This window comes from Pseudomonas sp. GW821-FHT09H03 (genome assembly GCF_059415945.1).
Map to the genome: position 1 here is coordinate 73,367 of NZ_JBWKOF010000019.1, position 25,112 is coordinate 98,478.

Sequence of the window (25,112 nt, forward strand, 5' to 3'; positions counted from 1 at the left end):
ATGAATCGTGTTTGTACGTTGATGTGACGGCGTGACCGGTCAAAAGACCGGCAGCGGACATAAAGGGGAATGTGCATGGCAAGTCCGATTACACCAGGTTTGGGCCTTGGGTCCGGTATTGATATCAACTCGATCGTTACAGCATTGGTCAACAGCGATAAATCGGCCAAGCAGACTCAGATCACCACTCAGACCACGATCAATACGTCCAAGATTTCTGGTATAGGCACACTCAAAAGTGCTCTGGCCGCCTACCAGGCTGCCATGAACAAGCTCAACAGCGCGACAAGCCCTGCGTTTTCCGGTTTCGCGGCAACCTCCTCAGCGCCGACGGTTTTGACGACAACCTCGGACAACACTGCCGTCAACGGTACTTACACCATCAAAGTCGACAACCTGGCTACCGGCTCCAAGGTTGCCAGTGCTTCTTTCGCGGGCGGTGCGTCCAGTGCCATTCCGACTGGTACATTGAACATCAGTCAAAATGGCACTGCCTACAGCGTTGCTATACCGAGCGGTGCGACCTTGCAGTCGACCCGTGACGCTATCAACACAACACTGGGTGCCCAGGGTATCTCGGCCAACATCGTCACCGACAGCAACGGGTCGCGACTGGTGATCGGCTCGACCACGACCGGCAAGGGCACGGATCTCATCGTCAGCGGCATCGCGGGCCTTGAGATCGATGGCAGCCAGATCATGGGGACCATTCCCGATCCGGCGAATCCGGGGGCGACCCTGCCTGATCCGAACAGTGCCGGCACCATCGGTGCGCTGGCGGCTGATGCGAGCCTGACGATCGATGGTCTGGCAGTGACCAGCAAAACCAACACGGTCAACTCGTCAGTCAGCGGCTTGAGCATGACCCTGGTGGCAGCAGGCACCTCGACCGTGACCGTGGCGACCAATACGACGGGGTTGCAGACTTCGATCCAGTCATTTGTCGATGCCTACAACACGCTGGTGAGAACGGTTAACTCGCTGACTCAGGCCACTGTCGGTGCTGATGGCAAGCCGACTGTCTCTGCGGCAATGACCGGTGACGCCATGCCCCGTTCGTTGATTGCCGATATCCGCAAGGAGTTGACCACACCAGGCCCGGGTGGGCAGTTGTCGGTGCTGGCGCAATTGGGTATCACCACCGACCAGAAAGCCGGTACGTTGAATTTTGACTCGGCAAAATTCACCAAGGCGATGACCAGCAAGTCGCTGGGTGGTGAGGTCCAGACGCTGTTTACCGGTACCAACAGTACCAATGGCCTGCTGGCCCGCATGAGCGCGGCGATCAAACCCTATTCTCAGACCGGTGGCATTCTTGATCAGCGCACCACCAGTCTGAACAAACAGAAAAGCGAGCTGAGCGATCAGCAGATGGCATTGGACCTGCGCGTGACGTCGCTGACCGCGTCGCTGACGGCCAAGTACAACGCCATGGACCTGTTGGTCGGGCAAATGAAGGCGACGGCGACCAACATCACCTCGTTCTTCGACAGCCTGAATGCACAGGCTTCCAAAAGTTAAGCGTTGAGCCCATGACAAAAAACCCGGCGACGTTTTAAACGCGCCGGGTTTTTGTCTTCCGGTTTAAAGTTCTTTGACTCGTAGACGATATATTGGTCAGGTGAGTCCTAAAGTTGCGATGAGGTAAGAACATGAATCCGATGTTGGCCCTTCGGCAATATCAGAAAGTTGGAGCGCAAGCTCAAGTCTCCGAAGCCAGCCCGTACCGCCTGGTGCAGATGCTGATGGAGGGTGGGCTGGACCGTATTGCTCAGGCCAAAGGCGCCATGGAGCGCAACGATATTCCGGGTAAAGGTGTGTTGATCAGCAAGGCCATCGGGATCATTGGCGGCTTGCGTGAGGGCCTGGACCTCGAGAACAAGGCTGAAGAGGTGGAGAGGCTGGATAATCTCTACATGTACATGATGAAGCGTCTCGCCGAGGCGAACATCACGACCGATCCAGCGATTCTTGTCGAAGTCGGCGACTTGCTTCGCACCGTCAAAGACGGCTGGGACGGTATCGCCCCTGCGGGTCCGCAGTTTTAAGGAGATCATCATGAGTCTTGTCCTGCAGCGAATCGAACACACCCGCCAAGCTCTGGTCGGCGCATTGGCCGAACGCAATTGGCAAGCGATCGGTGAGTTGGACCTGGCGTGCCGTTCCTGCATGGAAGACGTCTTGAGTGAAACTTCGGTGGACGAGGCCGCGTTGCGCGACAATCTTCAGGAGCTGCTAGGGGTGTACAAGCAGCTTCTTGAGGCGGCTACGGGGGAGAGGCAAGCGATAGTCGATGAGATGTCGCAGATCCATCAAGCACAAAACGCGGCAAAGGTTTACCATCTGTTTGGTTAAATAACCTCAGAGTTGTGCGCCATAAATTTGACTGTGCACGGTTTTTTGACTTAACTAGAGCTGGTTCCAGATTTCAGTCGTCTTCAGGCATAACAAGTCTGCAAGCGTCTAGCTTGCCCCAACATTTTGGGTATTGAGTTGACTAGGGAAGTTGCTATTGCATGTGGCGTGAAACCAAAATTCTGCTGATTGATGACGATAGCGTCCGCCGCCGCGACCTGGCGGTGATCTTGAATTTTCTCGGTGAAGAAAATTTACCCTGCGGCAGCCATGACTGGCAGCAGGCTGTCGGCTCTTTGTCATCAAGTCGTGAAGTAATCTGTGTCCTCATCGGGACGGTCAATGCTCCTGGCGCACTTGGGGGCTTGCTTAAGACACTGTCAACCTGGGATGAGTTCCTTCCGGTTTTGCTAATGGGCGATAATTCTTCCATTGAGCTGCCCGAAGACCAGCGTCGCCGAGTGCTTTCGACGCTCGAGATGCCGCCCAGCTACAGCAAATTGCTCGACTCCCTGCATCGTGCCCAGGTCTATCGCGAGATGTACGACCAGGCGCGCGAGCGGGGGCGTCATCGCGAACCCAATCTGTTCCGCAGCCTTGTCGGCACCAGCCGGGCGATCCAGCACGTGCGGCAGATGATGCAGCAAGTCGCCGACACCGATGCCAGCGTGCTGATCCTCGGTGAGTCCGGTACCGGCAAGGAAGTGGTCGCGCGCAACCTGCATTATCACTCCAAACGCCGTGAGGCACCGTTCGTGCCGGTCAATTGCGGGGCCATTCCGGCAGAGTTGCTCGAGAGCGAGTTGTTCGGTCACGAGAAGGGCGCTTTTACCGGGGCGATCACCAGCCGTGCCGGGCGTTTCGAGCTGGCCAATGGCGGCACGTTGTTCCTCGATGAAATCGGCGACATGCCACTGCCGATGCAGGTCAAGCTGCTGCGCGTGTTGCAGGAGCGCACCTTTGAGCGCGTCGGCAGCAACAAGACCCAGAGCGTCGACGTGCGCATCATTGCCGCGACCCACAAGAATCTCGAAAGCATGATCGAGATCGGCACCTTCCGCGAAGACTTGTACTATCGCCTGAACGTGTTCCCGATCGAGATGGCACCGCTGCGCGAGCGGGTCGAAGACATTCCGCTGCTGATGAACGAATTGATCTCGCGCATGGAGCACGAGAAACGCGGTTCGATCCGTTTCAACTCGGCCGCCATCATGTCGCTGTGCCGGCATGGCTGGCCGGGCAACGTCCGTGAGCTGGCCAACCTGGTGGAGCGCATGGCGATCATGCATCCGTACGGGGTGATCGGTGTGGTCGAGCTGCCGAAGAAGTTCCGCTACGTCGACGATGAAGACGAGCAAATGGTCGACAGCCTGCGCAGTGACCTTGAAGAGCGCGTGGCCATCAACGGCCATACGCCGGTCTTCACCGCCAGCGCCATGCTGCCGCCGGAAGGCCTGGACCTCAAGGACTACCTCGGTAGCCTGGAGCAGGGGCTGATTCAGCAGGCGCTGGATGATGCCAATGGCATCGTGGCCCGTGCCGCCGAGCGGCTGCGCATTCGACGTACCACGCTGGTGGAGAAGATGCGCAAGTACGGCATGAGCCGTCGTGATGGAGACGAACAGGCGGATGATTGACGCCTGTTTTTCAAGTGCTTCATTTTCAGGCTGTTTTTTTTAGGCACGGGTATTGCTACGTCCCTCGCAACGTTCCGTTTAACTGACGGTCAGCCACGCGAGAGAGCACGATGCCCCAAGCCGCCCAGATGTCTCCTGTCCCTGACGTTTCGGGGCAACCGTCGTCCGTAGAGCAGGCGAGCCGGCTTGGTCTTGAGCAGGCGTTCTCTCTGTTCAACCAGATGTCCAGTCAGTTGACTGATTCCTACAGCCTGCTGCAAGCCCGGGTGACCGAGCTCAAGGGTGAGCTGGCGGTGGTCAGCGCCCAGCGCATGCAGGAACTGGCGGAAAAAGAGCGCCTGGCCAATCGCCTGCAAAATCTCCTTGATCTGTTGCCTGGCGGTGTCATTGTCATCGACGCCCAGGGCATCGTGCGCGAAGCCAACCCGGCGGCCCGCGAGTTGCTCGGTCTGCCGCTCGAAGGCCAGTTGTGGCGCCTGGTCATTGCCCGCTGCTTTGCGCCTCGCGAAGACGACGGCCATGAGGTTTCACTCAAGGATGGTCGGCGCCTGTCGATTGCCACCCGCTCGCTGGACGCCGAACCCGGTCAACTGGTGTTGCTCAATGACCTGACCGAAACCCGTCACCTGCAGGATCAGCTGGCGCGCCACGAACGGCTGTCGTCCCTTGGGCGCATGGTGGCCTCGTTGGCCCATCAGATTCGTACGCCCTTGTCCGCCGCGTTGCTTTACGCCAGCCATTTGACTGAGCAGGCTTTGCCGGTCGCGACCCAGCAACGTTTTGCCGGGCGCCTGAAGGAGCGCCTGCACGAACTGGAACATCAGGTGCGCGACATGCTGGTGTTTGCTCGTGGCGAGCTGCCGTTGACCGACCGGCTGACGCCTGGCCAATTGTTGCAGTCGCTGCAAGCGGCTGCGCTGCCCCATGTGCAGGACCTGCCGATCCGCTGGCAGTGCGACAGCCATGCTGGGGAGTTGCTGTGCAATCGCGACACCCTGGTCGGAGCAATTTTGAATTTGATCGAAAATGCCATCCAGGCCAATGCCGGCGACCTGCGCCTCAAGGTTCATCTTTACACCCGTGGCAATCATCTGCGCCTGTGTGTCAGCGACAGTGGCAGCGGTATCGATGCCGGGGTGCTGGAGCGTCTGGGTGAGCCGTTCTTTACCACCAAAACCAACGGTACCGGCCTTGGCCTGACGGTGGTCAAGGCGGTGGCGCGTGCTCACCAGGGGGATCTGCGTTTGCACTCGCGCCCGGGTCGCGGTACGTGCGCACTGGTAATCCTGCCGTTGTTCTGCGGCGCCTTGGGCGCGGAGTGACGGACATGGCAATCAAGGTTCTACTGGTCGAGGATGACCGCGCGTTGCGCGAAGCGCTGGCCGATACGCTGATGCTCGCGGGGCATGATTACGCCGCCGTGGGTTCGGCAGAGCAAGCATTGGCCGCTGCCGCTGGCGAGTCTTTCAGTCTGGTGATCAGCGACGTCAACATGCCGGGCATGGACGGCCATCAGTTGCTCGGCCTGTTGCGTGCGCGACAACCGCAATTGCCCGTGCTGCTGATGACGGCTCATGGGGCGGTGGAGCGCGCAGTCGATGCGATGCGCCAGGGCGCGGTGGACTACCTGGTCAAGCCATTCGAGCCCCGGGCGTTGCTCGATCTGGTGGCGCGTCACGCCCTGGGCAACCTTGGTACGACGGCGTGCGAAGGACCGATTGCCAACGAGCCGGCCAGCGCGCAATTGCTGGAACTGGCGGCGCGGGTAGCGCGCAGCGACTCCACGGTATTGATCTCCGGTGAGTCGGGGACCGGCAAGGAAGTGCTGGCGCGTTACATTCATCAGCATTCCCATCGGGCCAGCCAGCCGTTCATTGCGATCAACTGTGCAGCGATCCCGGACAACATGCTCGAAGCGACCCTGTTCGGCCACGAAAAAGGTTCCTTCACCGGTGCTATCGCCGCCCAGGCCGGCAAATTCGAGCAGGCCGACGGTGGCACCATCCTGCTCGACGAAATTTCCGAAATGCCCCTCGGGCTGCAGGCCAAACTGCTGCGCGTATTGCAAGAGCGCGAGGTTGAGCGGGTCGGGGCGCGCAAGCCGATCACCCTGGACATCCGCGTGGTCGCCACGACCAACCGCGACCTGGCTGCAGAAGTGGCGGCCGGGCGTTTCCGTGAAGACCTGTTCTATCGTCTGTCGGTGTTTCCCCTGGCCTGGCGGCCATTGCGCGAGCGCACCGCCGACATCCTGCCGTTGGCCGAGCGCTTGCTGGCCCGTCACGTCAATAAAATGAAGCATGCGCCCGCCAGGCTGTCGCCCGAGGCGCAGGCGTGCCTGGTCGGGTATCCGTGGCCGGGTAATGTACGGGAACTGGACAATGCGATTCAGCGCGCCTTGATTCTGCAGCAGGGCGGTTTGATTCAGCCGCAGGATTTCTGCCTGGCCGGGCCAGTCGCCTGTGCGCCATTGCCGGTATCGACGCCCGCAGCTGCGCGCGCCGTGGAAATCGAATCCGAGTCGGCGGGAGCCTTGGGCGATGACCTGCGCCGGCGCGAATTTCAGATGATCATCGACACCTTGCGCGCCGAACGCGGCCGTCGCAAGGAAGCGGCCGAGCGCCTGGGCATCAGTCCGCGAACCTTGCGCTACAAGCTGGCGCAGATGCGTGATGCCGGGATGGACGTGGAAGCCTTTCTATTCGCTACTTGAATCTGTTCCTGTAGGAGCGAGCATGCTCGCGATGGTCGTCAACGATAACGCTGGGAACCTGACACCCCGCGGCGTTCTCAGGCTCATCGCGAGCATGCTCGCTCCTGCAGTAGGTGGATTCCGGTTGCGCCACGGTCCCCTGTAGGAGCGAGCATGCTCGCGATGGTCGTCAACGATAACGCTGGGAACCTGACACCCCGCGGCGTTCTCAGGCCCATCGCGAGCATGCTCGCTCCTACAAGTCGGCAATAGGCGGATGCCGGTTGCGCCATGTGGCTAGAGCTTTTGTTCGAGTTTGCCGTGGAGCTGGCACCCTTGTTGCTAACACCTGACTACCCGCCGAGTGAGCGTCAAAAAATTGCGGGTCGCCAACGAGAGTAGATCATGAGCCAAGGTATTGAATTCAATCGATTGATGCTGGATATGCGGGCCATGCAAATGGATGCCATGTCTGCGCCGAAATCGACTGCCGGCGTCCCTGAAGTGGCGGGCAGCAGCTTTTCCGACATGCTCGGTCAGGCCGTTAATAAAGTGAACGACACCCAGCAGGCTTCCACTCAGTTGGCCAGTGCATTCGAAATCGGCAAAAGCGGCGTCGACCTGACGGATGTGATGGTTTCCTCGCAAAAGGCCAGTGTGTCATTCCAGGCGTTGACCCAGGTGCGCAACAAGCTGGTTCAGGCCTATCAAGACATCATGCAGATGCCTGTTTAAAGGACGAGATTGAGTCATGGCAGAAGCAGTCGCCGATAATGTTCCGGCCAAGGCCACCCCGATAGACGGCAAGCCGCCGCTGTTCGGATTGTCGTTCCTGGAAAACCTTTCAGAGATGACCATGTTGCGTCAGGTGGGCCTGTTGGTCGGCCTGGCAGCGAGCGTGGCGATTGGTTTTGCCGTGGTGTTGTGGTCCCAGCAGCCGGACTACCGGCCTCTGTACGGCAGCCTTGCCGGTATGGACGCCAAGCAGGTCATGGATACCCTGGCCAGCGCCGATATTGCGTACACCGTCGAACCCAACTCCGGCGCCTTGCTGGTCAAGGCCGAGGATCTGTCCCGTGCGCGACTCAAGCTCGCGGGCGCTGGTGTCACTCCCAGCGATGGCAACATCGGCTTCGAAATCCTCGATAAGGAACAGGGCCTGGGGACCAGCCAGTTCATGGAAGCGACGCGTTATCGTCGCGGCCTCGAAGGCGAACTGGCGCGGACCATTTCCAGCCTGAACAACGTCAAGGGTGCCCGGGTGCATCTGGCGATTCCCAAGAGTTCGGTGTTTGTGCGCGACGAGCGCAAGCCGAGCGCCTCGGTGTTGGTGGAACTGTATTCCGGTCGCTCCCTGGAGCCGGGCCAGGTCGTGGCCATCGTCAATCTGGTGGCGACCAGTGTTCCTGAACTGAGCAAGTCGCAGATCACCGTGGTCGACCAGAAGGGCAACCTGCTTTCCGATCAGGCGGAAAACTCCGAACTGACCATGGCCGGCAAGCAATTCGATTACAGCCGTCGCATGGAAAGCATGCTCACCCAGCGTGTGCATAACATCCTGCAACCGGTGTTGGGCAATGATCGTTATAAGGCCGAAGTGTCGGCCGACGTTGATTTCAGCGCCGTCGAGTCGACCTCCGAGCAATTCAACCCCGATCAGCCGGCATTGCGCAGCGAGCAGTCGGTCAATGAGCAGCGCACCGCCAGCAATGGCCCCCAGGGTGTGCCGGGTGCCTTGAGCAACCAGCCACCGTCGCCGGCTTCGGCCCCGCAAACCACCGGTGGCAGCACCGCACAAGCTGGCATGGTCCAGCCGGGGCAACCATTGATCGATGCCAACGGCCAGCAGATCATGGACCCGGCCACCGGCCAGCCGATGCTCGCACCGTACCCGGCAGACAAGCGTCAACAGTCGACCAAAAACTTCGAACTCGACCGTTCCATCAGTCACACCAGGCAGCAGCAGGGCCGTTTGAATCGCCTGTCGGTGTCGGTGGTCGTCGATGATCAGGTCAAGCTCAACCCGGCCAGCGGTGAAACCGCCCGGGTGCCTTGGAGTACCGACGAATTGGCACGCTTCACCCGTCTGGTTCAGGACGCGGTCGGTTTCGACGCCAGCCGTGGCGACAGTGTCAGCGTGATCAACATGCCGTTCTCCGCCGATCGCGGCGAAGTGATAGCCGATATTCCGTTCTACTCCCAGCCGTGGTTCTGGGACATCGTCAAGCAAGTGCTGGGTGTGCTGTTCATTCTGGTGCTGGTGTTCGGTGTCCTGCGTCCGGTGCTCAACAACATCACCGGTGGCGGCAAAGGCAAGCAGCTGGCCGGTATCGGCAGCGATGTCGAGCTGGGTGGCATGGGCGGCCTGGATGGCGAACTGGCCAATGATCGTGTCAGCCTCGGCGGCCCGCAAAGCATCCTGCTGCCGAGCCCGAGCGAAGGCTATGACGCTCAGTTGAACGCAATCAAGAGTCTGGTGGCAGAAGATCCGGGTCGCGTGGCCCAGGTCGTGAAAGAGTGGATTAACGCAGATGAGTGATAACCGAGCCGTTGCCGCCAAACTGACCAAGGTCGACAAAGCCGCGATCCTGCTGCTGTCGCTGGGTTCTACTGACGCCGCCCAGGTACTGCGCCACATGGGGCCCAAAGAGGTCCAGCGCGTAGGTGTGGCCATGGCCCAGATGGGCAACGTGCACCGCGAGCAGGTCGAGCAGGTGATGAGCGAGTTCGTCGACATGGTCGGCGACCAGACCAGCCTGGGCGTCGGCTCCGATGACTATGTGCGCAAGATGCTCACCCAGGCCTTGGGCGAAGACAAAGCCAATGGTCTGATCGACCGTATCCTGCTCGGTGGCAACACCAGCGGCCTCGACAGCCTGAAGTGGATGGAGCCGCGCGCCGTGGCCGATGTGATCCGTTACGAGCACCCGCAGATCCAGGCGATCGTCGTGGCGTATCTCGATCCGGATCAGGCCGGGGAAGTGCTCGGCAACTTCGACCACAAGGCACGCCTGGACATCATCTTGCGGGTTTCTTCGCTCAATACCGTGCAGCCGGCAGCCCTGAAAGAGCTCAACCAGATTCTCGAGAAGCAGTTCTCCGGCAACTCGAATGCCTCGCGCACCACCCTGGGCGGCATCAAGCGCGCAGCGGACATCATGAACTTCCTCGACAGCTCGATCGAAGGCCAGTTGATGGACTCGATCCGCGAAGTCGACGAAGACCTGTCCGGTCAGATCGAAGACCTCATGTTCGTGTTCAACAACCTGGCCGATGTCGACGACCGCGGTATTCAGGCGCTGTTGCGTGAAGTGTCTTCCGACGTTCTGGTACTGGCCCTCAAGGGTTCGGACGAAGGCGTCAAGGAAAAGATCTTCAAGAACATGTCCAAGCGTGCGGCCGAACTGCTGCGCGACGACCTGGAAGCCAAAGGCCCGGTGCGCGTCAGCGACGTGGAAACCGCGCAGAAAGAAATCCTCACTATCGCCCGCCGTATGGCCGAAGCCGGAGAAATCGTTCTCGGTGGCAAGGGCGGCGAGGAAATGATCTAACACCATGGTCAAGAATGATGAGTCAGCCACTGACCTGATCCGCGCCAGGGATGTCAGTGGCTTCGATACCTGGGCGTTGCCCAGTTTCGACCCGCCAGAACCCGAGCCGGAACCTGAGCCTGAGCCCGAACCGCCGGAAATGGAGGAGGTGCCGCTGGAGGAAGTCCAGCCACTGACCCTCGAGGAACTCGAAAGCATTCGCCAGGAAGCCTACAACGAAGGCTTCGCGGTGGGCGAGAAGGAAGGCTTCCACAGCACCACGCTTAAGGTGCGTCAGGAGGCCGAAGTCGCCTTGTCGGCCAAGATTGCCGGGTTGGAACAGTTGATGGCGCACCTGTTCGAGCCCATCGCCGAGCAGGACACCCTGATTGAAAAGTCCCTGGTCGACCTGGTGCAGCACATCACCCGTCAGGTGATCCAGCGCGAACTGGCGATCGACTCAACGCAGATCGAGCACGTCATGCGCGACGCCCTCAAGCTGTTACCCCTGGGCGCGGGCAATGTGCGGTTGTACATCAATCCGCAGGATTTCGAACAGGTCAAAGCCCTGCGCGAGCGCCATGAAGAAACCTGGCGCATCGTCGAGGACGAGTCGCTGTTGCCTGGCGGTTGCCGGGTGGAGACCGAACACAGCCGCATCGACGCCACGGTCGAAACCCGGGTTGCACGGGTCATGGATAAACTCTTCGATCAGTTGCATGACCAGGCCCTGCGTCCAGCCGCGCCAGACCTGAGCCTGGAGCTGCCGATCGAAAGCACGCCTGCGGGTGCAGATGAGCCGGACGTTGCCGATGCGCCTTGATCGCACCAGTTTCGCCAAGCGCCTGGGCAGTTATGCCGAGGCCACTGAGCTGGCCGGTGCGCCGATTCTCGAAGGTCGCTTGTTGCGTATGGTCGGCCTCACCCTTGAAGCCGAAGGCCTGCGCGCTGCCATGGGCAGTCGTTGCATGGTCATCAATGACGACAGCTATCATCCGGTGCAGGTTGAAGCCGAGGTCATGGGTTTTTCTGGCAGCAAAGTTTTCCTGATGCCGGTTGGCAGCGTCGCCGGCATTGCGCCGGGTGCCCGCGTGGTGCCCATGGCCGATACCGGTCGCCTGCCGATGGGCATGAGCATGCTTGGGCGTGTTCTCGACGGCGCCGGTCGTGCGCTGGACGGCAAGGGCGGCATGAAGGCCGAAGACTGGGTGCCGATGGACGGCCCGACCATCAACCCGCTCAAGCGTGAGCCCATCAGCGAACCGCTGGACGTGGGCATTCGCTGTATCAACGGAATGCTCACTGTCGGCCGTGGTCAGCGACTGGGTCTGTTCGCCGGTACCGGTGTTGGCAAGTCGGTGCTGCTGGGCATGATGACCCGCTTCACCGAGGCGGACATTATCGTCGTTGGCCTGATCGGTGAGCGGGGTCGTGAGGTCAAGGAGTTCATCGAGCACATCCTCGGTGAAGAAGGCCTCAAGCGCTCGGTGGTGGTGGCGTCCCCGGCCGATGATGCGCCGTTGATGCGCCTGCGCGCCGCGATGTATTGCACGCGCATCGCCGAATATTTTCGCGACAAGGGCAAGAACGTCCTGTTGCTCATGGATTCCCTGACCCGTTTCGCCCAGGCCCAGCGGGAAATTGCGTTGGCCATTGGTGAACCGCCGGCGACCAAGGGCTATCCGCCTTCGGTATTTGCCAAACTGCCGAAACTGGTAGAGCGGGCGGGCAACGCCGAGAAGGGGGGTGGCTCGATCACCGCTTTCTACACCGTGCTGTCCGAAGGTGATGACCAGCAGGACCCGATTGCCGACGCGGCGCGCGGCGTGCTCGACGGGCACATCGTGTTGTCCCGGCGCCTCGCCGAAGAAGGGCATTACCCGGCCATCGATATCGAAGCGTCCATCAGCCGGGTGATGCCGGCGGTGGTGTCGCCGGAACACATGGCGCGTGCGCAGTATTTCAAGCAGTTGTGGTCGCGTTATCAGCAGAGCCGCGACCTGATCAGCGTCGGCGCCTATGTCGCGGGTGGCGACCGCGAGACCGACCTGGCGATTTCCCTGCAGCCGCAGTTGGTCAAATACCTGCGCCAGGGCCTCAACGACAGCATCAGCCTGGGCGAAAGCGAAGCGTACCTCGCGTCGATCTTTGCGCCCGCGGCTGGCGGTTAAGCGGCCATGGCCCAGACTCGGGCAGGGCGCCTGGCGCCGGTGGTGGACATGGCCGAAAAGGCCGAGAAAACCGCCTCTCAACGGTTGGGCCATTTTCAGGGGCAGGTGCGGCTGGCGGAAAGCAAGCTGGGTGACCTGGAAGCCTTTCGACTCGATTATCAGGAGCAATGGATCGTACGCGGCAGCAGCGGCGTCTCGGGTCAATGGCTGCTGGGGTATCAGGGCTTTCTCGCGCAGTTGGGCACGGCCATCGACCAGCAGCGCCAGAGTCTGGCCTGGCATCAGAACAATCTGAACAAGGCGCGGGAAACCTGGCAACAGGCGTTCACCCGGGTCGAAGGCCTGCGCAAACTGGTCCAGCGTTATGCCGATGAGGCGCGGGCGCTGGAAGACAGGCGCGAGCAGAAGCTGCTCGATGAGTTGTGCCAGCGGTTGCCGCGCCAGGATCAGTATTAGCGTTGCCTGAAAAAAGATCGTCCGAACTCGGCCCGGGCCTGCGATCCTTTGACCTTGCCTCTCTCAGATGCTAAACCTTCTAAACGTATTCCAAAGACTAGGACGCGGTAAATGTCAGTGATTTCCGAGATGTCCCAGGACGGGCAAAAGCTGACGATTTCGATCAAGGGACGATTCGATTTCGCCAAGCATCAGCAATTTCGTGATGCCTATGAGAACAAGGAACTGGCCGCCGTGGTGGTCGACCTGAAAGACGCGACCTACCTCGACAGCTCCGCCCTGGGGATGTTGCTGCTGCTGCGCGATCATGCCGGTGGCGACGACTCCGACATCCGCGTGGTCAACAGCAGCAGTGACGTGCGCAAAATCCTCGCCATTTCCAATTTCGACAAACTGTTCGACATCAGTTGATTGCCATGCAGCCGCAGGTGCAACTGACCATCCTGATCGCCGAGGACAGTGCCGCTGATCGCCTGTTGCTGTCGAGCATCCTGCGCCGACAAGGGCATGTGGTACTGACGGCGGCCAACGGCGTTGAAGCGGTCGATGCGTTTCGCCGGCAAACACCGCATCTGGTGTTGATGGACGCGATGATGCCGGTCATGGACGGCTTCGAGGCCGCCCGGCAAATCAAGGCATTGGCCGGTGAAACCCTGGTGCCGATCATCTTCCTTACGTCCTTGTCCGAAAACGAAGCCCTGGCCAGTTGTCTGGAAGCTGGTGGCGACGACTTTCTGGCGAAACCCTATAACCAGGTGATACTCGCCGCCAAAATCAAGGCGATGGAGCGCTTGCGCCGATTGCAGGCCACGGTGCTGGAGCAACGCGACCAGATCGCCAGGCACCACGACTATTTGCTCAACGAACAGCGGGTGGCCAAGGCCGTTTTCGACAAAGTGGCGCACTCCGGTTGCCTGAATGTCGCCCCCAACATCCGATACTTGCAGTCGCCCTATGCACTGTTCAATGGTGACCTGTTGCTGGCGGCATTCACGCCATCGGGCGATATGCACGTGCTACTGGGCGACTTTACGGGGCACGGGTTGCCGGCGGCGGTGGGCGCCATGCCGTTGGCGGAAGTCTTTTATGGCATGACCGCCAAGGGCTACGGCCTGGCGGAGACGTTGCGCGAGATGAATGCCAAGCTCAAGCGCATCCTGCCCGTGGACATGTTTTGCTGTGCGACCTTGCTGTGCCTGAGTTTCCAGCGGCGCTCAGTGGAAGTCTGGAATGGCGGCATGCCCGATGGATACCTGCACCGTATCGCCAGCGGCGAGCGCACGCAGCTGGCGGCGCGGCATCTGCCGCTGGGCGTGCTGAGCCCGGAGGCATTTGATGATCGCACTGAGGTGCTGCCGATGGCATTCGGCGATCGGGTGTTTCTGCTGTCCGATGGTGTGATCGATACGCGAGATGCCAACGACCGGTTGTTCGGCGAACAGGGTTTGCAGCGAGTGTTCGAGAGCAATCGTCAGCCTGACGCGCTGTTTGAAGAGGTCCAGCAGGCCTTGCGCGATTTTGGCGGGCAAGCGCGCGACGATGTCAGCATGGTCGAAATCAGCCTGCTGCAACCGGCGCAGATCACGCCGCCGGCGCTGGTTTACTCTGATAGTGGGCAGTCCTGCCCGCTGGATTGGTCGGTGAGTTTCGAGTTGCGTGCCGCTACGCTCAAGCGCTTCAATCCGCTGCCGTATCTGTTGCAGTTGTTGCAGGAGGTCCACGGTTTGCGAGCCCAGAGCGGGGCGCTCTACAGCGTGCTGGCGGAACTGTATTCCAATGCTCTGGAGCATGGTGTGCTCGGTCTGGATTCGAGTCTCAAACGCGATGCCGGCGGTTTCGCCCGCTACTATCAACAGCGCAATGCTTGCCTGGATGCGTTGCAGGACGGCTATGTCAGGGTGCATTTGCAGGTCACGCCGACAGGCGAGGGCGGTTGCCTGACGATCCGCGTCGAGGACAGTGGCAAAGGGTTCGATGTTGCGCGGGTGATGCAAAGACCTGTGGACGACATACGTCTGTCGGGACGCGGGGTCAGTCTGATCCGCCAGTTGGGCCGAAATGCCCGATGGAGCGATGACGGGCGAAGTGCTTGCGTGGAGTTTTTCTGGGAGGCTCTGGCATAATCTGCACAATTCTTGATCAAGGAGTGAGCAAGTGGCTGACACACATCTGGATCGCGACGTGTTGAATGCGTTGCAGGAAATCATGGAGGGCGAGTATCCGACGTTGCTGGATACCTTTCTCCAAGATTGCGAAACGCGTTTGCAGCAGTTGCACAAGGCGCAGAGCGCGGCGCAATTGATTGAGGCCGCCCATAGCTTCAAGGGCAGCAGCAGCAACATGGGAGCCTTAAGGCTCGCCGCGTTGTGCTGTCGGCTGGAAAAGAGCGCAACCCATTCATCGAAGGACGATATTCAGCAATTGATTACTGAAATCGTCAGCGAGTTTGCTATTGCCCGGCCACTGTACGAAGAGGAGCGGCAGCGATTCCTGATGGACCGTTAAGCCGTTCGACGCGACATTCGAGTGAATCTGGCGCGACCCTTGCTTTACTCTCCGCAACTGTACCTACGTATCCAGTGCAGCGGAGATCGTTTCATGCCCGTTACCCCCGATATTTTTCTTCAGGCCGCCACACAGGCCAAGGCTAAAACGCCCCCCGCCAGTGCCTCGGTGTCGTCCCCTGAGCCAGGGGACAAGGCGTCCAGCTTCGCTCGGGTGTATGCCGATCAAGCCCCGGATAAATCTGCTGCCGCCGGTCACGGATCGAACGAACCGACTCGTAAAAAAACCAACGAAGGCCCCGGGCCAAAAGATTCCGGCGAACACAGTTCTGCCGCTGTAGAGCCGGTTGTTGCCGATGACGGCAAATCCTTGCCAGTCAATCACCTGGTGCAGGCAGACGATAAGTCCGCCAGCGACGAAACGACGGATATCGAGCATAAGGCGGTGGGTGACTGCGCGCCGATCGATCCGGCTTATGATCCGGCATTGGCTCAGGTTGTCCAGATTGTAGTGCCGGCGCCAATTGCAACGGCCGCCGAAGCCGTGGTGGACCCGGCCTTGGCACAAGCTGTCCAGGCTGCAGTGCCGGTGCCGGTGCCGGTTTCGGCGACCGCCAAGACGACGGTGGCCCCGGCGCTGACCGCCACGGATAACGACTTCAATCCCGAAGCTGACCCACTCGATGCATTGCCGGCAGTGCGTCTGGCAATGGAACACAGTGGCCATGTGTCCGCTTCCAGCCAGGGCCAGGCCAAGGCAGCACCGATACCAGCCCAGGCTGATGGCGAGCTGACTTCGGCACAGAACTTTGCAGCGGGCATGGCGAGCATGCTGGATATGCCGCCCGACAAGGACAGTACCAGTCAGGGTGGCGACAAGGCGTTCAGCGGCTTGATCGACGCCGGTCTCAAGGATCTCACGTCCGCCAGCAGCGACACCCGTGTCGACAATTTCGCCAACCGTCTGGCGGAACTGACACAGGCCGCCACACCGAAAACCGCGAATGCCTTGCCGGTGAACCAGCCGATCGCAATGCATCAGAGCGGCTGGACACAAGAGGTGGTCAATCGGGTCATGTACCTGTCCAGCACCAATCTCAAGGCCGCCGACATTCAGTTGCAGCCAGCTGAACTTGGGCGCCTGGACATTCGGGTGAACATGGTGCCGGATCAGCAGACCCAAGTGACGTTCATGAGTGCCCATCCAGCTGTCCGTGAAGCGCTGGACGGCCAGATGTATCGCCTGCGTGACATGTTTGCGCAGCAGGGCATGGGCCAGGTCGATGTCAACGTTTCGGACCAGTCCCGTGGTTCGCAGCAGGGGCAGGATCAGTCTCAACAGGCTCAGCGAGGGCGCGCCAATGCTGGCGGCGGGGGGCTGGATTCGATGGATGATGATCTTGCGCCGAGCGTTGCCGAAGTGGCTGCCAGTACCACTAGCGTGATCGGCTCCAGCGCGGTCGATTACTACGCCTGACCACACACGCCACTAAATCCTGTGGGAGTGAGCTTGCTCGCGATGGCGGTGTAGCAGTCGATGAAATTGTTGACTGTTACACCGCCATCGCGAGCAGGCTCGCTCCCACAGTGGTTTTGCAGTGTGCTTCAAATTGCTGGCGGTGCACCGCCCCTTCTCCCTCCGACAGTTCTGGCATAACACTTGCTCTTGCCTTGCCGTGCGACTGTGAAAACCCGAATAGTGACGGATTATTGGCATGGCGAAGAGCGACGCAGTAGTAAAAGAACCCGCAACCAAAGGCAGGCTCAAGCTGATCATCTTGATGGTAGTGGCGTTGCTGCTCGCGATCGGTTTGTCCGTGGGTGCGACCTGGTACTTCATGCACAGCGCCCAGAGCAAGCCCGCCAGCGCCGAGGCCGAAACTCCACTCGGCAAGCAGCCAGCGATTTTCGAGGCGATTGCCCCGGCCTTCGTCGCCAATTTCAACCAGAACGGCCGCCAGCGCTACCTGCAAGTGAGCATCACCATGCTCGCTCGCAACCCGGTCGATCTGGAGGCGCTCAAGGTTCACATGCCGGTGATCCGCAATAACCTGGTCATGCTGTTCTCCGGCCAGGATTTCGCGACCCTCGCCTCGCCGGTCGGCCAGGAAATGCTGCGCCAGAAAGCCACGGCCAGCGTCCAGGAAGTGGCGCAGAAAGAGGTCGGCAAAGTGGTCATCGAACAGTTGCTTTTCACTAATTTCGTACTGCAGTAGGAACACGACATGGCCGTGCAGGACCTGCTGTCCCAGGATGAGATCGATGCGCTGTTGCATGGCGTCGACGATGGTCTGGTACAGACCGAAAACGCTGCCGAACCCGGCACTGTCAAAAGCTATGACCTGACCAGTCAGGATCGCATCGTCCGTGGACGCATGCCGACCCTGGAGATGATCAACGAGCGTTTCGCCCGCTATACCCGCATCAGCATGTTCAACATGCTGCGCCGTTCGGCAGATGTGGCGGTCGGTGGCGTCCAGGTGATGAAGTTTGGCGAATACGTGCACTCGCTGTACGTGCCGACCAGCCTCAATCTGGTCAAGATCAAGCCGTTGCGCGGCACCGCGCTGTTCATCCTCGACGCCAAGCTGGTGTTCAAACTGGTGGACAACTTCTTCGGTGGCGATGGCCGTCACGCAAAAATCGAAGGGCGTGAATTCACTCCGACCGAACTGCGCGTGGTGCGCATGGTGCTGGAGCAGGCTTTCATCGATTTGAAGGAGGCCTGGCAGGCGATCATGGAAGTGAACTTCGAGTACATCAACTCGGAAGTGAACCCGGCCATGGCCAACATCGTCGGCCCGAGCGAAGCGGTCGTGGTATCGACCTTCCACATCGAGCTCGATGGCGGTGGCGGCGACCTGCACGTGACCATGCCGTACTCGATGATCGAGCCGGTGCGCGAAATGCTCGATGCCGGCTTCCAGTCGGACCTCGATGACCAGGACGAGCGCTGGGTCAACGCGCTGCGCCAGGACGTTCTGGATGTCGACGTACCGATTGGTGCCACGGTCGCCCGTCGCCAGTTGCGCCTGCGGGACATTCTGCACATGCAGCCGGGGGATGTGATCCCGGTTGAGATGCCCGAAGAAATGATCATGCGCGCCAACGGCGTGCCGGCCTTCAAGGTCAAGATGGGTTCGCACAAAGGCAACCTCGCGTTGCAGGTAATCGAGCCGATCGAGCGCCGTTGAAGCAGTGCCCCAATCCTATTTTATTGACTGCTTCTAATTGAACAGTTGCCCCGCCGAGGACAAGTGATGGCTAACGACATGAATACCCAGGACGACCAGGCGCTGGCCGATGAGTGGGCTGCGGCCCTGGAAGAAACCGGAGATGCCCAGGCCGATATCGATGCTTTGCTGGCAGCCGATACCGCCTCGTCGGCGAACAACCGCCTGCCAATGGAAGAGTTCGGCGGCGTGCCGAAGAGCAACGAGCCGGTCAGCCTGCAAGGGCCGAACCTGGACGTGATCCTTGATATCCCGGTGTCGATTTCCATGGAGGTCGGCAGCACCGACATCAACATCCGCAACCTGCTGCAACTGAACCAGGGCTCGGTGATCGAGCTCGATCGCCTGGCCGGTGAGCCGCTGGACGTGCTGGTCAACGGCACGCTCATCGCCCATGGCGAGGTGGTGGTGGTCAACGAGAAGTTCGGCATTCGCCTGACCGACGTGATCAGCCCAAGCGAACGCATCAAGAAGCTGCGCTGAGTGAAAAAGCTTCTCGCAGTCTTGTTGGGGGCCGTGTTGGCGTTGCCGGTCAGTGTGCTGGCGGCTGAAGCCGTTGCCACGACCGCCGCTGCGCCGGTGGCCAGTAGTGGCGTGGCCGGACAGTTGACGCAACTGGTGTTCGGTTTGCTGTTGGTGCTGGGGCTGATCTTTTTCCTCGCCTGGCTGCTGCGCAGGGTTCAGCAGGCGGGACCGGCCGGTAAAGGCCAGGTGATCGAATTGATCGGCTCGCGTGCGCTGGGCCCCCGCGACCGGTTGATGCTGGTGCAAGTGGGCAACGAGCAGATTCTGCTCGGCCTGAGCCCTGGCACCATCACCGCATTGCATGTGCTCAAGGAGCCGGTGCAGGTGCCGAGCAGCGAGAAAGCGACGCCGGAGTTTGCCCAGCGTCTGATGGACATTCTGGGCAAAGATCAGAAGGATAAGAAGTAATGGGTGCGTTACGTGTCGTCCTGACACTGGTCCTGATGCTGGCCGCGCCGCTGGCGCTGGCTGCCGATCCGCTGTCGATCCCGGCGATTACGCTGGGCACCAATGCCCAGGGCGCGCAGGAATACTCGGTCAGCCTGCAGATTTTGCTGATCATGACCGCGCTGAGCTTCATTCCAGCCTTCGTCATGCTGATGACCAGCTTCACCCGGATCATCATCGTGTTCTCGATCCTGCGCCAGGCCCTGGGCTTGCAGCAGACCCCTTCGAACCAGATCCTCACCGGCATGGCGCTGTTCCTGACCCTGTTCATCATGGCGCCCGTGTTCGACCGGGTGAACCAGGATGCCTTGCAGCCGTATCTGGCGGAGAAACTCACGGCCCAGGACGCCGTGGCCAAGGCTCAGGTTCCGATCAAGGACTTCATGCTGGCGCAGACGCGCACCAGTGATCTGGAGTTGTTCATGCGCCTGTCCAAGCGCACGGACATTGCCACGCCGGATCAGGCGCCATTGACCATCCTGGTGCCGGCCTTCGTCACCTCCGAGTTGAAAACCGCCTTCCAGATCGGTTTCATGATCTTCATTCCGTTCCTGATCATCGACCTGGTCGTGGCCAGTGTGCTGATGGCCATGGGTATGATGATGCTCTCGCCGCTGATCATTTCCCTGCCGTTCAAGATCATGTTGTTCGTGCTGGTCGATGGCTGGGCGCTGATCATCGGTACGCTGGCCAGCAGCTTCGGTGGTGTCTCGCCATGACCCCTGAAGTCGCGGTCGACATCTTCCGTGAAGCGCTGTGGCTGACCACCATGATGGTGGCGGTGCTGGTGATCCCGAGTCTGCTGATCGGCCTGCTGGTGGCGATGTTCCAGGCTGCCACCCAGATCAACGAACAGACCCTGAGCTTCCTGCCGCGTCTGCTGGTCATGCTGGTGACCCTGATCGTCGCCGGGCCGTGGCTGGTGCAGACTTTCATGGAATACATCGTGCAGCTGTACGGCAGCATTCCTCAGGTCATCGGCTAAGCCATGTCGCTGCTTCAGCTGACCGATACGCAGATCAGCACCTGGGTGGCGACGTTCATGTTGCCACTGTTTCGCGTCGGCTCCTTGCTGATGGTCATGCCGGTATTCGGCACAACCCTGGTGCCCGTGCGGGTACGTCTCTATTTCGCGCTGGCCATTACCTTGGTCATCTCGCCTGGCCTGCCGCCCATGCCGCCGGTGAATGCGCTGGACCTGAGCGGGCTGATGCTGATTGCCGAGCAGATCCTCATCGGCGCGATCCTGGGGTTTTCCTTGCAGTTGCTCTTCCAGGCCTTCGTGGTCGCCGGGCAAATTGTCGCGATTCAGATGGGCATGGGCTTCGCTTCCATGGTCGACCCTACCAACGGTGTGTCGGTGGCGGTGATCGGGCAGTTCCTCACCATGCTGGTGACGCTGCTGTTCCTGTCGATGAATGGCCATCTGGTAGTGTTCGAAGTGCTCACCGAAAGCTTCACCACCTTGCCGGTCGGTAGCGGCTTGATGGTCAATCACTTCTGGGAGCTGGCCGGCAAGCTTGGCTGGGTGCTTGGCGCCGCGCTGATGCTGGTGCTGCCAGCGGTGACCGCGTTGCTGGTGGTCAACATTGCCTTTGGCGTGATGACCCGGGCGGCGCCTCAACTCAATATTTTCTCCATCGGCTTTCCGCTGACCCTGGTTTTGGGGTTGTTCATTTTCTGGGTTGGCCTGGCGGACATTCTCAATCAGTATCAACCGCTGGCCGCCGAGGCCCTGCAGTTTTTACGCGAACTGGCAAAGGCGCGCTGAGTCATGGCTGAGAGCGAGAGCGGTCAGGACAAAACAGAAGACCCCACGGACAAAAAGAAAAAGGACGCCCGTGAGAAGGGTGAGATTGCCCGTTCCAAGGAGCTCAACACTCTGGCGGTCATGCTCGCCGGCGCGGGCGCGCTGCTGGTGTTCGGCGGCGCACTGGCCCAGGACATGATGGAGCTCATGCGCCTGAATTTCTCGTTGTCCCGCGAAGTCATTCTGGATGAGCGCTCCATGGGCACTTACCTGCTGCATTCGGGGCAGATTGCCTTGCTGGCCATTCAGCCGGTGATGATTCCCTTGTTGCTGGCGGCGCTGATCGGGCCTATCGCACTGGGTGGCTGGCTGTTCTCGGCGGGCACCATGGCCCCCAAATTCAGCCGCATGAACCCCGGCCCCGGCCTGAAACGGATGTTTTCGGCCAAGGCGCTGGTGGAACTGCTCAAGGCATTGGCGAAGTTTTTCATCGTGTTGTTCGTGGCCCTGGCAGTCTTGTCCTCAGACATCGACGACCTGCTGCGCATCGCCCATGAGCCTTTGGAGCTGGCGGTCATTCACAGCCTGCAGCTGGTGGGCTGGAGCACCTTGTGGATGGCCTGCGGGCTGATCATCATCGCCGCCGTGGATGTGCCGGTGCAGCTGTGGGAAAGCCACAAGAAACTGCTGATGACCAAGCAGGAAGTGCGCGACGAACACAAGGATCAGGAAGGGAGACCGGAGGTCAAGCAACGGATCCGCCAGTTGCAGCGCGAGATGTCCCAACGGCGGATGATGGCGGCGATTCCCGAGGCTGACGTGGTCATCACCAACCCGACCCACTACGCCGTGGCCCTCAAGTACGACCCGGACAAGAGCGGGGCGCCCATGCTGATCGCCAAGGGCAGCGACTTCCTGGCCCTGAAGATTCGTGAGATTGCGGCGGCCAACGAGATCCTGCTGCTGGAATCGCCGGCGCTGGCGCGGTCGATTTATTACTCGACCGAGCTTGAGCAGGAAATCCCGGGCGGGCTGTACCTGGCTGTCGCTCAGGTGCTGGCTTACGTCTATCAGATTCGCCAGTACCGCGCGGGCAAGGGCAAGCGTCCGGACCCGTTGAAGGATGATTTGCCGATTCCGCCGGATCTGTGGCGCGATTCCTGATAAGCCGGCCCAGTCAAACGATCACGACACTTGTGGGAGCGTGGCTTGCCCGCGATGAGGCCGGTTCAGGCGAAACACATCCCTGAAAATCCCTCTATTTTCGTTGTTGCTCTCCATATTCGAGTTGGCCTGTTTGCGATAAAGTGTCACTTTCTTATTTCGCTAAAATAAGCACTTCGAAATCTATGGTCGGTAAAAATTACGTCTAAGTAATCGAGTTGTTCGTCAGGGGGGTGAACGATTTTTTTCTGGTGAAAAGTGCGCATCCTTTCTTGGCCGATTCGCGAGGATTCTGTGCTCCCAAATCTATCGGTAAGCATTAGTTTTGAACTTACATCCTTATCCAGGCTTTTGCTTATTGATGTGTTGGAATGGTTCTTGATGTTTGTCATGATATTGACGTGCTTGGAGATTTTGTCTCTTGTAAGAGTTGTTAATGTGCTTATTTGGTCTGTGCTAGTTAGGTTTTCTTTGAAGTTTACAAAGTGCTTAAAGTGTTTATCAATTTTTTCTAGTCTGCTGGCTACAGTTTTTTCAACTAAATAAGCTTTGGGCGTTAGGCTGCGCTTTGCTGCCTCCGCAATGATACTCGCCTCACCACCCGCCTTTATGTATGTACGTTCAAGAGCCTTTAGTGTTGGTTTAAGGCCTTTTGTTCCAGATAGCTTGAAGATGAGAGCATTACTGATGGTCTGTAAAGTTGTGGGCGAGTGACCTGTTGGGTCCGCCGTATTAATAGGGTTACCCGCGCAATACGCATATGCATTTAGTCCACCCTCCCCAAACGGACTCAGGCTGTCGGGGCTATTAAACCGCATCAACACCGGATTAAACGCCCGATACCCATTCCCCAATAAATAATGCCCGGTCACCGGATCTGTCCGTTCGCCGTTGAAGCCGAGCAGGCTGAGTATTCCGCTCGCAAAGGGACGATGGCCATAAGGCAAATACGCAATGGATTGTCGTGGGTGATTGCCCTTGAGCGTTCGCAGCACCGAACGCTGCAGGTCGGTAGCCAGTAGTGAGGTGTCGATTGCACCAGCCTCGTTTTGTTGTTGCGCTAACAACTGGTCACCGTGTTGGACGATCGAACAGTGCATCGCACCTTGTATCTCGGTCACCAGCCTGCTTTTGCAGTAGAAACGATGGCGTGCAGGGGTGTTCAGCAGTGTTTGGCTGATGAGTCGATCAAGGGGGTCATGGCCATAACGGCAAAGCAGGGGTGGCGGTTGCGATGGCATGGTGAGTGGTCCGAGGGCCGAAATGCTGGCACTCAGTATTGATCGATGCGGTGGAGTTGGGTACTAGCAGAACTGATAGTCTTGCCGCTGCAGACTTGTTCGATTATCTGCTTCGCCGACGACCAGAATGCGGGCCGATTTATTTTCTCTTAAATAAATCTGTCCCCATTTCCACACATTTCCAGGTCAAAATACTAACAGTTCTGATAGTAGGCAACGACTGAAAAAAGAAAGATGCTCAAGGCTCGTATTTGGATCATGCACGGAGCAGTCAATGCCTACCTCAACTCGTGGTACCCCATTGGGCAGATATCGGTACGACGCGCTTGATCGCCAGGTCGAATGCACACCCTTTCAACAGGCTGCCATACAGAGCTATTACTGCCAGAAGCGCCTGAGCAGCGAAATACAATCCGCGGTACAACGCAGTATTGTGCAGTACGACGAACAGCTATTGGCGCAACAGCAGTGCGAAGGCGGGAAGGTTGTCGCCACGCTGCTGGCGACGGACCAACAACGTTCGGTGTTGCGCGCGCTCGACGCAAATCGGCTGTACCCCTTTGCTTACACACCCTACGGCCATCGACTTGGTGGTGTCAGTTTGCCCAGTATTCCTGGCTTCAATGGTGAGCGGCCGGACCCTGTGACCAGGCATTATCATTTGGGTAACGGCTATCGCCAGTTCAACCCGGTGCTGATGCGGTTTAACAGTCCGGACAGTATGAGTCCGTTTGGGAAGGGGGGCTTCAACGCGTATACGTACTGTGGCGCAGATCCAATCAATCGGAGTGACCCGACTGGGCACTCTGCCCTGTTTGTCCTGCTGCTGGGTGGGGTTAGTGTTGCTGCGGCTGGCGTGGTGACTTCCGTGGTAGGGACGATTATTGACAATCCAACTGTCAAAACGGCTGGGTGGATCGCCGCAGCGTTTGGTGTCGCTGCGGCGACGATAGGGTTGTTTCGTGGGCCAGTCAGATCTCTTGGCATCAATAGTGCCGGGAACCGTCCCCTCCGGGAATCTCGTTCCAACAGTATTGCAGGGAGCGGTCCACCCCCTCCGTATGATGTGGCTCTATTTATGCCAAAACCTGATTACAGTCACTTAAATGTTTCCTCTGTCGTGTCTACTTCTCCTCAGACAGGTCCACAAGTTACGATCAATGCGCATTCCCGTTCCGTAAAGTTTTCCAATGGTCCCACTGTTGGTCAAAGCGCTATACCACCATTATCGCCTAGGGGCACAGATTTAAATAGTGCTCGTCTCAGTGCCACTAATATCAATAGTGCTTCATCTTCACGCAGCAATAGTTTTAGCAGCGGCGACGTAAAATTTATCCGCAAGTAGCGAGGGCGTGTGCGCGCCGTAAGTCAGAACGAAGACAGCAGAACAGAAAGGGCGCAGCAGGA

Annotated in this window: 26 protein-coding genes; 25 read left to right on the top strand and 1 reads right to left on the bottom strand. The window is 59.3% G+C overall.

Annotation, left to right across the window (positions count from 1 at the left end):
• Window positions 1-75: 75 nt before the first annotated feature.
• From fliD to flhB, 24 genes are all read left to right on the top strand, one after another.
• Window positions 76-1,521 (top strand): flagellar filament capping protein FliD, encoded by a 1,446-nt coding sequence (gene fliD, locus AC07OG_RS23100; protein ID WP_495068184.1) that lies wholly within the window; start codon window positions 76-78, stop codon window positions 1,519-1,521.
• 131 nt (window positions 1,522-1,652) lie between these two features.
• A complete protein-coding gene (gene fliS / locus AC07OG_RS23105) occupies window positions 1,653-2,048 on the top strand; it encodes a flagellar export chaperone FliS (protein ID WP_495068185.1) in 396 nt (131 codons plus the stop codon).
• A 10-nt stretch (window positions 2,049-2,058) separates the two neighbouring features.
• Complete coding sequence (fliT, locus tag AC07OG_RS23110; RefSeq protein WP_218425186.1) at window positions 2,059-2,355, top strand: flagellar protein FliT; 297 nt, start codon at window positions 2,059-2,061, stop codon at window positions 2,353-2,355.
• A gap of 161 nt (window positions 2,356-2,516) precedes the next feature.
• Window positions 2,517-3,992: a sigma-54 dependent transcriptional regulator gene (locus AC07OG_RS23115; protein WP_060541398.1), complete on the top strand. Its 1,476-nt coding sequence runs from the start codon at window positions 2,517-2,519 to the stop codon at window positions 3,990-3,992.
• Between the two features lie 110 nt (window positions 3,993-4,102).
• Entirely contained in the window at window positions 4,103-5,314 is a 1,212-nt protein-coding gene (locus tag AC07OG_RS23120; protein ID WP_495068186.1) for a sensor histidine kinase, read from the top strand.
• A gap of 5 nt (window positions 5,315-5,319) precedes the next feature.
• Complete coding sequence (locus tag AC07OG_RS23125; protein WP_495068187.1) at window positions 5,320-6,705, top strand: sigma-54-dependent transcriptional regulator; 1,386 nt, start codon at window positions 5,320-5,322, stop codon at window positions 6,703-6,705.
• 384 nt (window positions 6,706-7,089) lie between these two features.
• The gene (gene fliE, locus AC07OG_RS23130; protein ID WP_060541402.1) at window positions 7,090-7,419 is read left to right on the top strand and encodes a flagellar hook-basal body complex protein FliE; all 330 of its coding nucleotides are present in this window, start codon (window positions 7,090-7,092) and stop codon (window positions 7,417-7,419) included.
• 16 nt (window positions 7,420-7,435) lie between these two features.
• Window positions 7,436-9,223, top strand: a complete 1,788-nt coding sequence (gene fliF, locus AC07OG_RS23135; RefSeq protein WP_060541403.1) for a flagellar basal-body MS-ring/collar protein FliF — start codon at window positions 7,436-7,438, stop codon at window positions 9,221-9,223.
• Complete coding sequence (fliG, locus tag AC07OG_RS23140; RefSeq protein ID WP_060541404.1) at window positions 9,216-10,235, top strand: flagellar motor switch protein FliG; 1,020 nt, start codon at window positions 9,216-9,218, stop codon at window positions 10,233-10,235. Before fliF ends, fliG begins: the two co-directional genes overlap by 8 nt.
• Before the next feature lie 4 nt (window positions 10,236-10,239).
• Window positions 10,240-11,037 carry a flagellar assembly protein FliH gene (gene fliH / locus AC07OG_RS23145; protein ID WP_495068188.1) on the top strand — a complete coding sequence of 266 codons (798 nt, stop codon included), beginning with the start codon at window positions 10,240-10,242 and terminating at the stop codon, window positions 11,035-11,037.
• Window positions 11,027-12,385, top strand: a complete 1,359-nt coding sequence (gene fliI, locus AC07OG_RS23150) for a flagellar protein export ATPase FliI (RefSeq protein ID WP_060541406.1) — start codon at window positions 11,027-11,029, stop codon at window positions 12,383-12,385. Before fliH ends, fliI begins: the two co-directional genes overlap by 11 nt.
• A gap of 6 nt (window positions 12,386-12,391) precedes the next feature.
• Window positions 12,392-12,841, top strand: coding sequence for a flagellar export protein FliJ (gene fliJ / locus AC07OG_RS23155; protein ID WP_060541407.1), 450 nt, complete (start codon window positions 12,392-12,394; stop codon window positions 12,839-12,841).
• 111 nt (window positions 12,842-12,952) lie between these two features.
• Window positions 12,953-13,252 (top strand): STAS domain-containing protein, encoded by a 300-nt coding sequence (locus tag AC07OG_RS23160; protein WP_060541408.1) that lies wholly within the window; start codon window positions 12,953-12,955, stop codon window positions 13,250-13,252.
• A gap of 5 nt (window positions 13,253-13,257) precedes the next feature.
• Entirely contained in the window at window positions 13,258-14,964 is a 1,707-nt protein-coding gene (locus AC07OG_RS23165; RefSeq protein ID WP_495068189.1) for an ATP-binding SpoIIE family protein phosphatase, read from the top strand.
• A gap of 31 nt (window positions 14,965-14,995) precedes the next feature.
• Window positions 14,996-15,346, top strand: a complete 351-nt coding sequence (locus AC07OG_RS23170) for an Hpt domain-containing protein (RefSeq protein ID WP_495068190.1) — start codon at window positions 14,996-14,998, stop codon at window positions 15,344-15,346.
• 93 nt (window positions 15,347-15,439) lie between these two features.
• Window positions 15,440-16,822, top strand: a complete 1,383-nt coding sequence (locus AC07OG_RS23175; RefSeq protein WP_495068191.1) for a flagellar hook-length control protein FliK — start codon at window positions 15,440-15,442, stop codon at window positions 16,820-16,822.
• A 238-nt stretch (window positions 16,823-17,060) separates the two neighbouring features.
• The gene (gene fliL, locus AC07OG_RS23180) at window positions 17,061-17,561 is read left to right on the top strand and encodes a flagellar basal body-associated protein FliL (RefSeq protein ID WP_060541412.1); all 501 of its coding nucleotides are present in this window, start codon (window positions 17,061-17,063) and stop codon (window positions 17,559-17,561) included.
• 9 nt (window positions 17,562-17,570) lie between these two features.
• Complete coding sequence (fliM, locus tag AC07OG_RS23185; protein WP_060541413.1) at window positions 17,571-18,539, top strand: flagellar motor switch protein FliM; 969 nt, start codon at window positions 17,571-17,573, stop codon at window positions 18,537-18,539.
• 66 nt (window positions 18,540-18,605) lie between these two features.
• Window positions 18,606-19,061 carry a flagellar motor switch protein FliN gene (gene fliN / locus AC07OG_RS23190; RefSeq protein WP_495068192.1) on the top strand — a complete coding sequence of 152 codons (456 nt, stop codon included), beginning with the start codon at window positions 18,606-18,608 and terminating at the stop codon, window positions 19,059-19,061.
• Entirely contained in the window at window positions 19,062-19,511 is a 450-nt protein-coding gene (gene fliO / locus AC07OG_RS23195; protein ID WP_495068193.1) for a flagellar biosynthetic protein FliO, read from the top strand.
• Entirely contained in the window at window positions 19,511-20,269 is a 759-nt protein-coding gene (gene fliP / locus AC07OG_RS23200; RefSeq protein ID WP_060541416.1) for a flagellar type III secretion system pore protein FliP, read from the top strand. The genes fliO and fliP overlap by 1 nt, the downstream gene beginning before the upstream one ends.
• On the top strand, window positions 20,266-20,535 hold the full coding sequence (fliQ, locus tag AC07OG_RS23205; RefSeq protein WP_060541417.1) for a flagellar biosynthesis protein FliQ: 270 nt from the start codon (window positions 20,266-20,268) through the stop codon (window positions 20,533-20,535). The genes fliP and fliQ overlap by 4 nt, the downstream gene beginning before the upstream one ends.
• Before the next feature lie 3 nt (window positions 20,536-20,538).
• Window positions 20,539-21,321, top strand: coding sequence for a flagellar biosynthetic protein FliR (gene fliR / locus AC07OG_RS23210; RefSeq protein WP_060541418.1), 783 nt, complete (start codon window positions 20,539-20,541; stop codon window positions 21,319-21,321).
• Between the two features lie 3 nt (window positions 21,322-21,324).
• On the top strand, window positions 21,325-22,464 hold the full coding sequence (flhB, locus tag AC07OG_RS23215) for a flagellar biosynthesis protein FlhB (protein WP_495068194.1): 1,140 nt from the start codon (window positions 21,325-21,327) through the stop codon (window positions 22,462-22,464).
• Window positions 22,465-22,610: 146 nt separating this feature from the next.
• Here flhB and AC07OG_RS23220 read toward each other — a convergent pair whose 3' ends face one another.
• Window positions 22,611-23,705 (bottom strand): RHS repeat-associated core domain-containing protein, encoded by a 1,095-nt coding sequence (locus AC07OG_RS23220; RefSeq protein ID WP_495068195.1) that lies wholly within the window; start codon window positions 23,703-23,705, stop codon window positions 22,611-22,613.
• 274 nt (window positions 23,706-23,979) lie between these two features.
• Between AC07OG_RS23220 and AC07OG_RS23225 the strand changes: the two genes are divergently transcribed.
• Window positions 23,980-25,050, top strand: a complete 1,071-nt coding sequence (locus tag AC07OG_RS23225) for an RHS repeat-associated core domain-containing protein (RefSeq protein ID WP_495068196.1) — start codon at window positions 23,980-23,982, stop codon at window positions 25,048-25,050.
• Window positions 25,051-25,112: the final 62 nt, after the last annotated feature.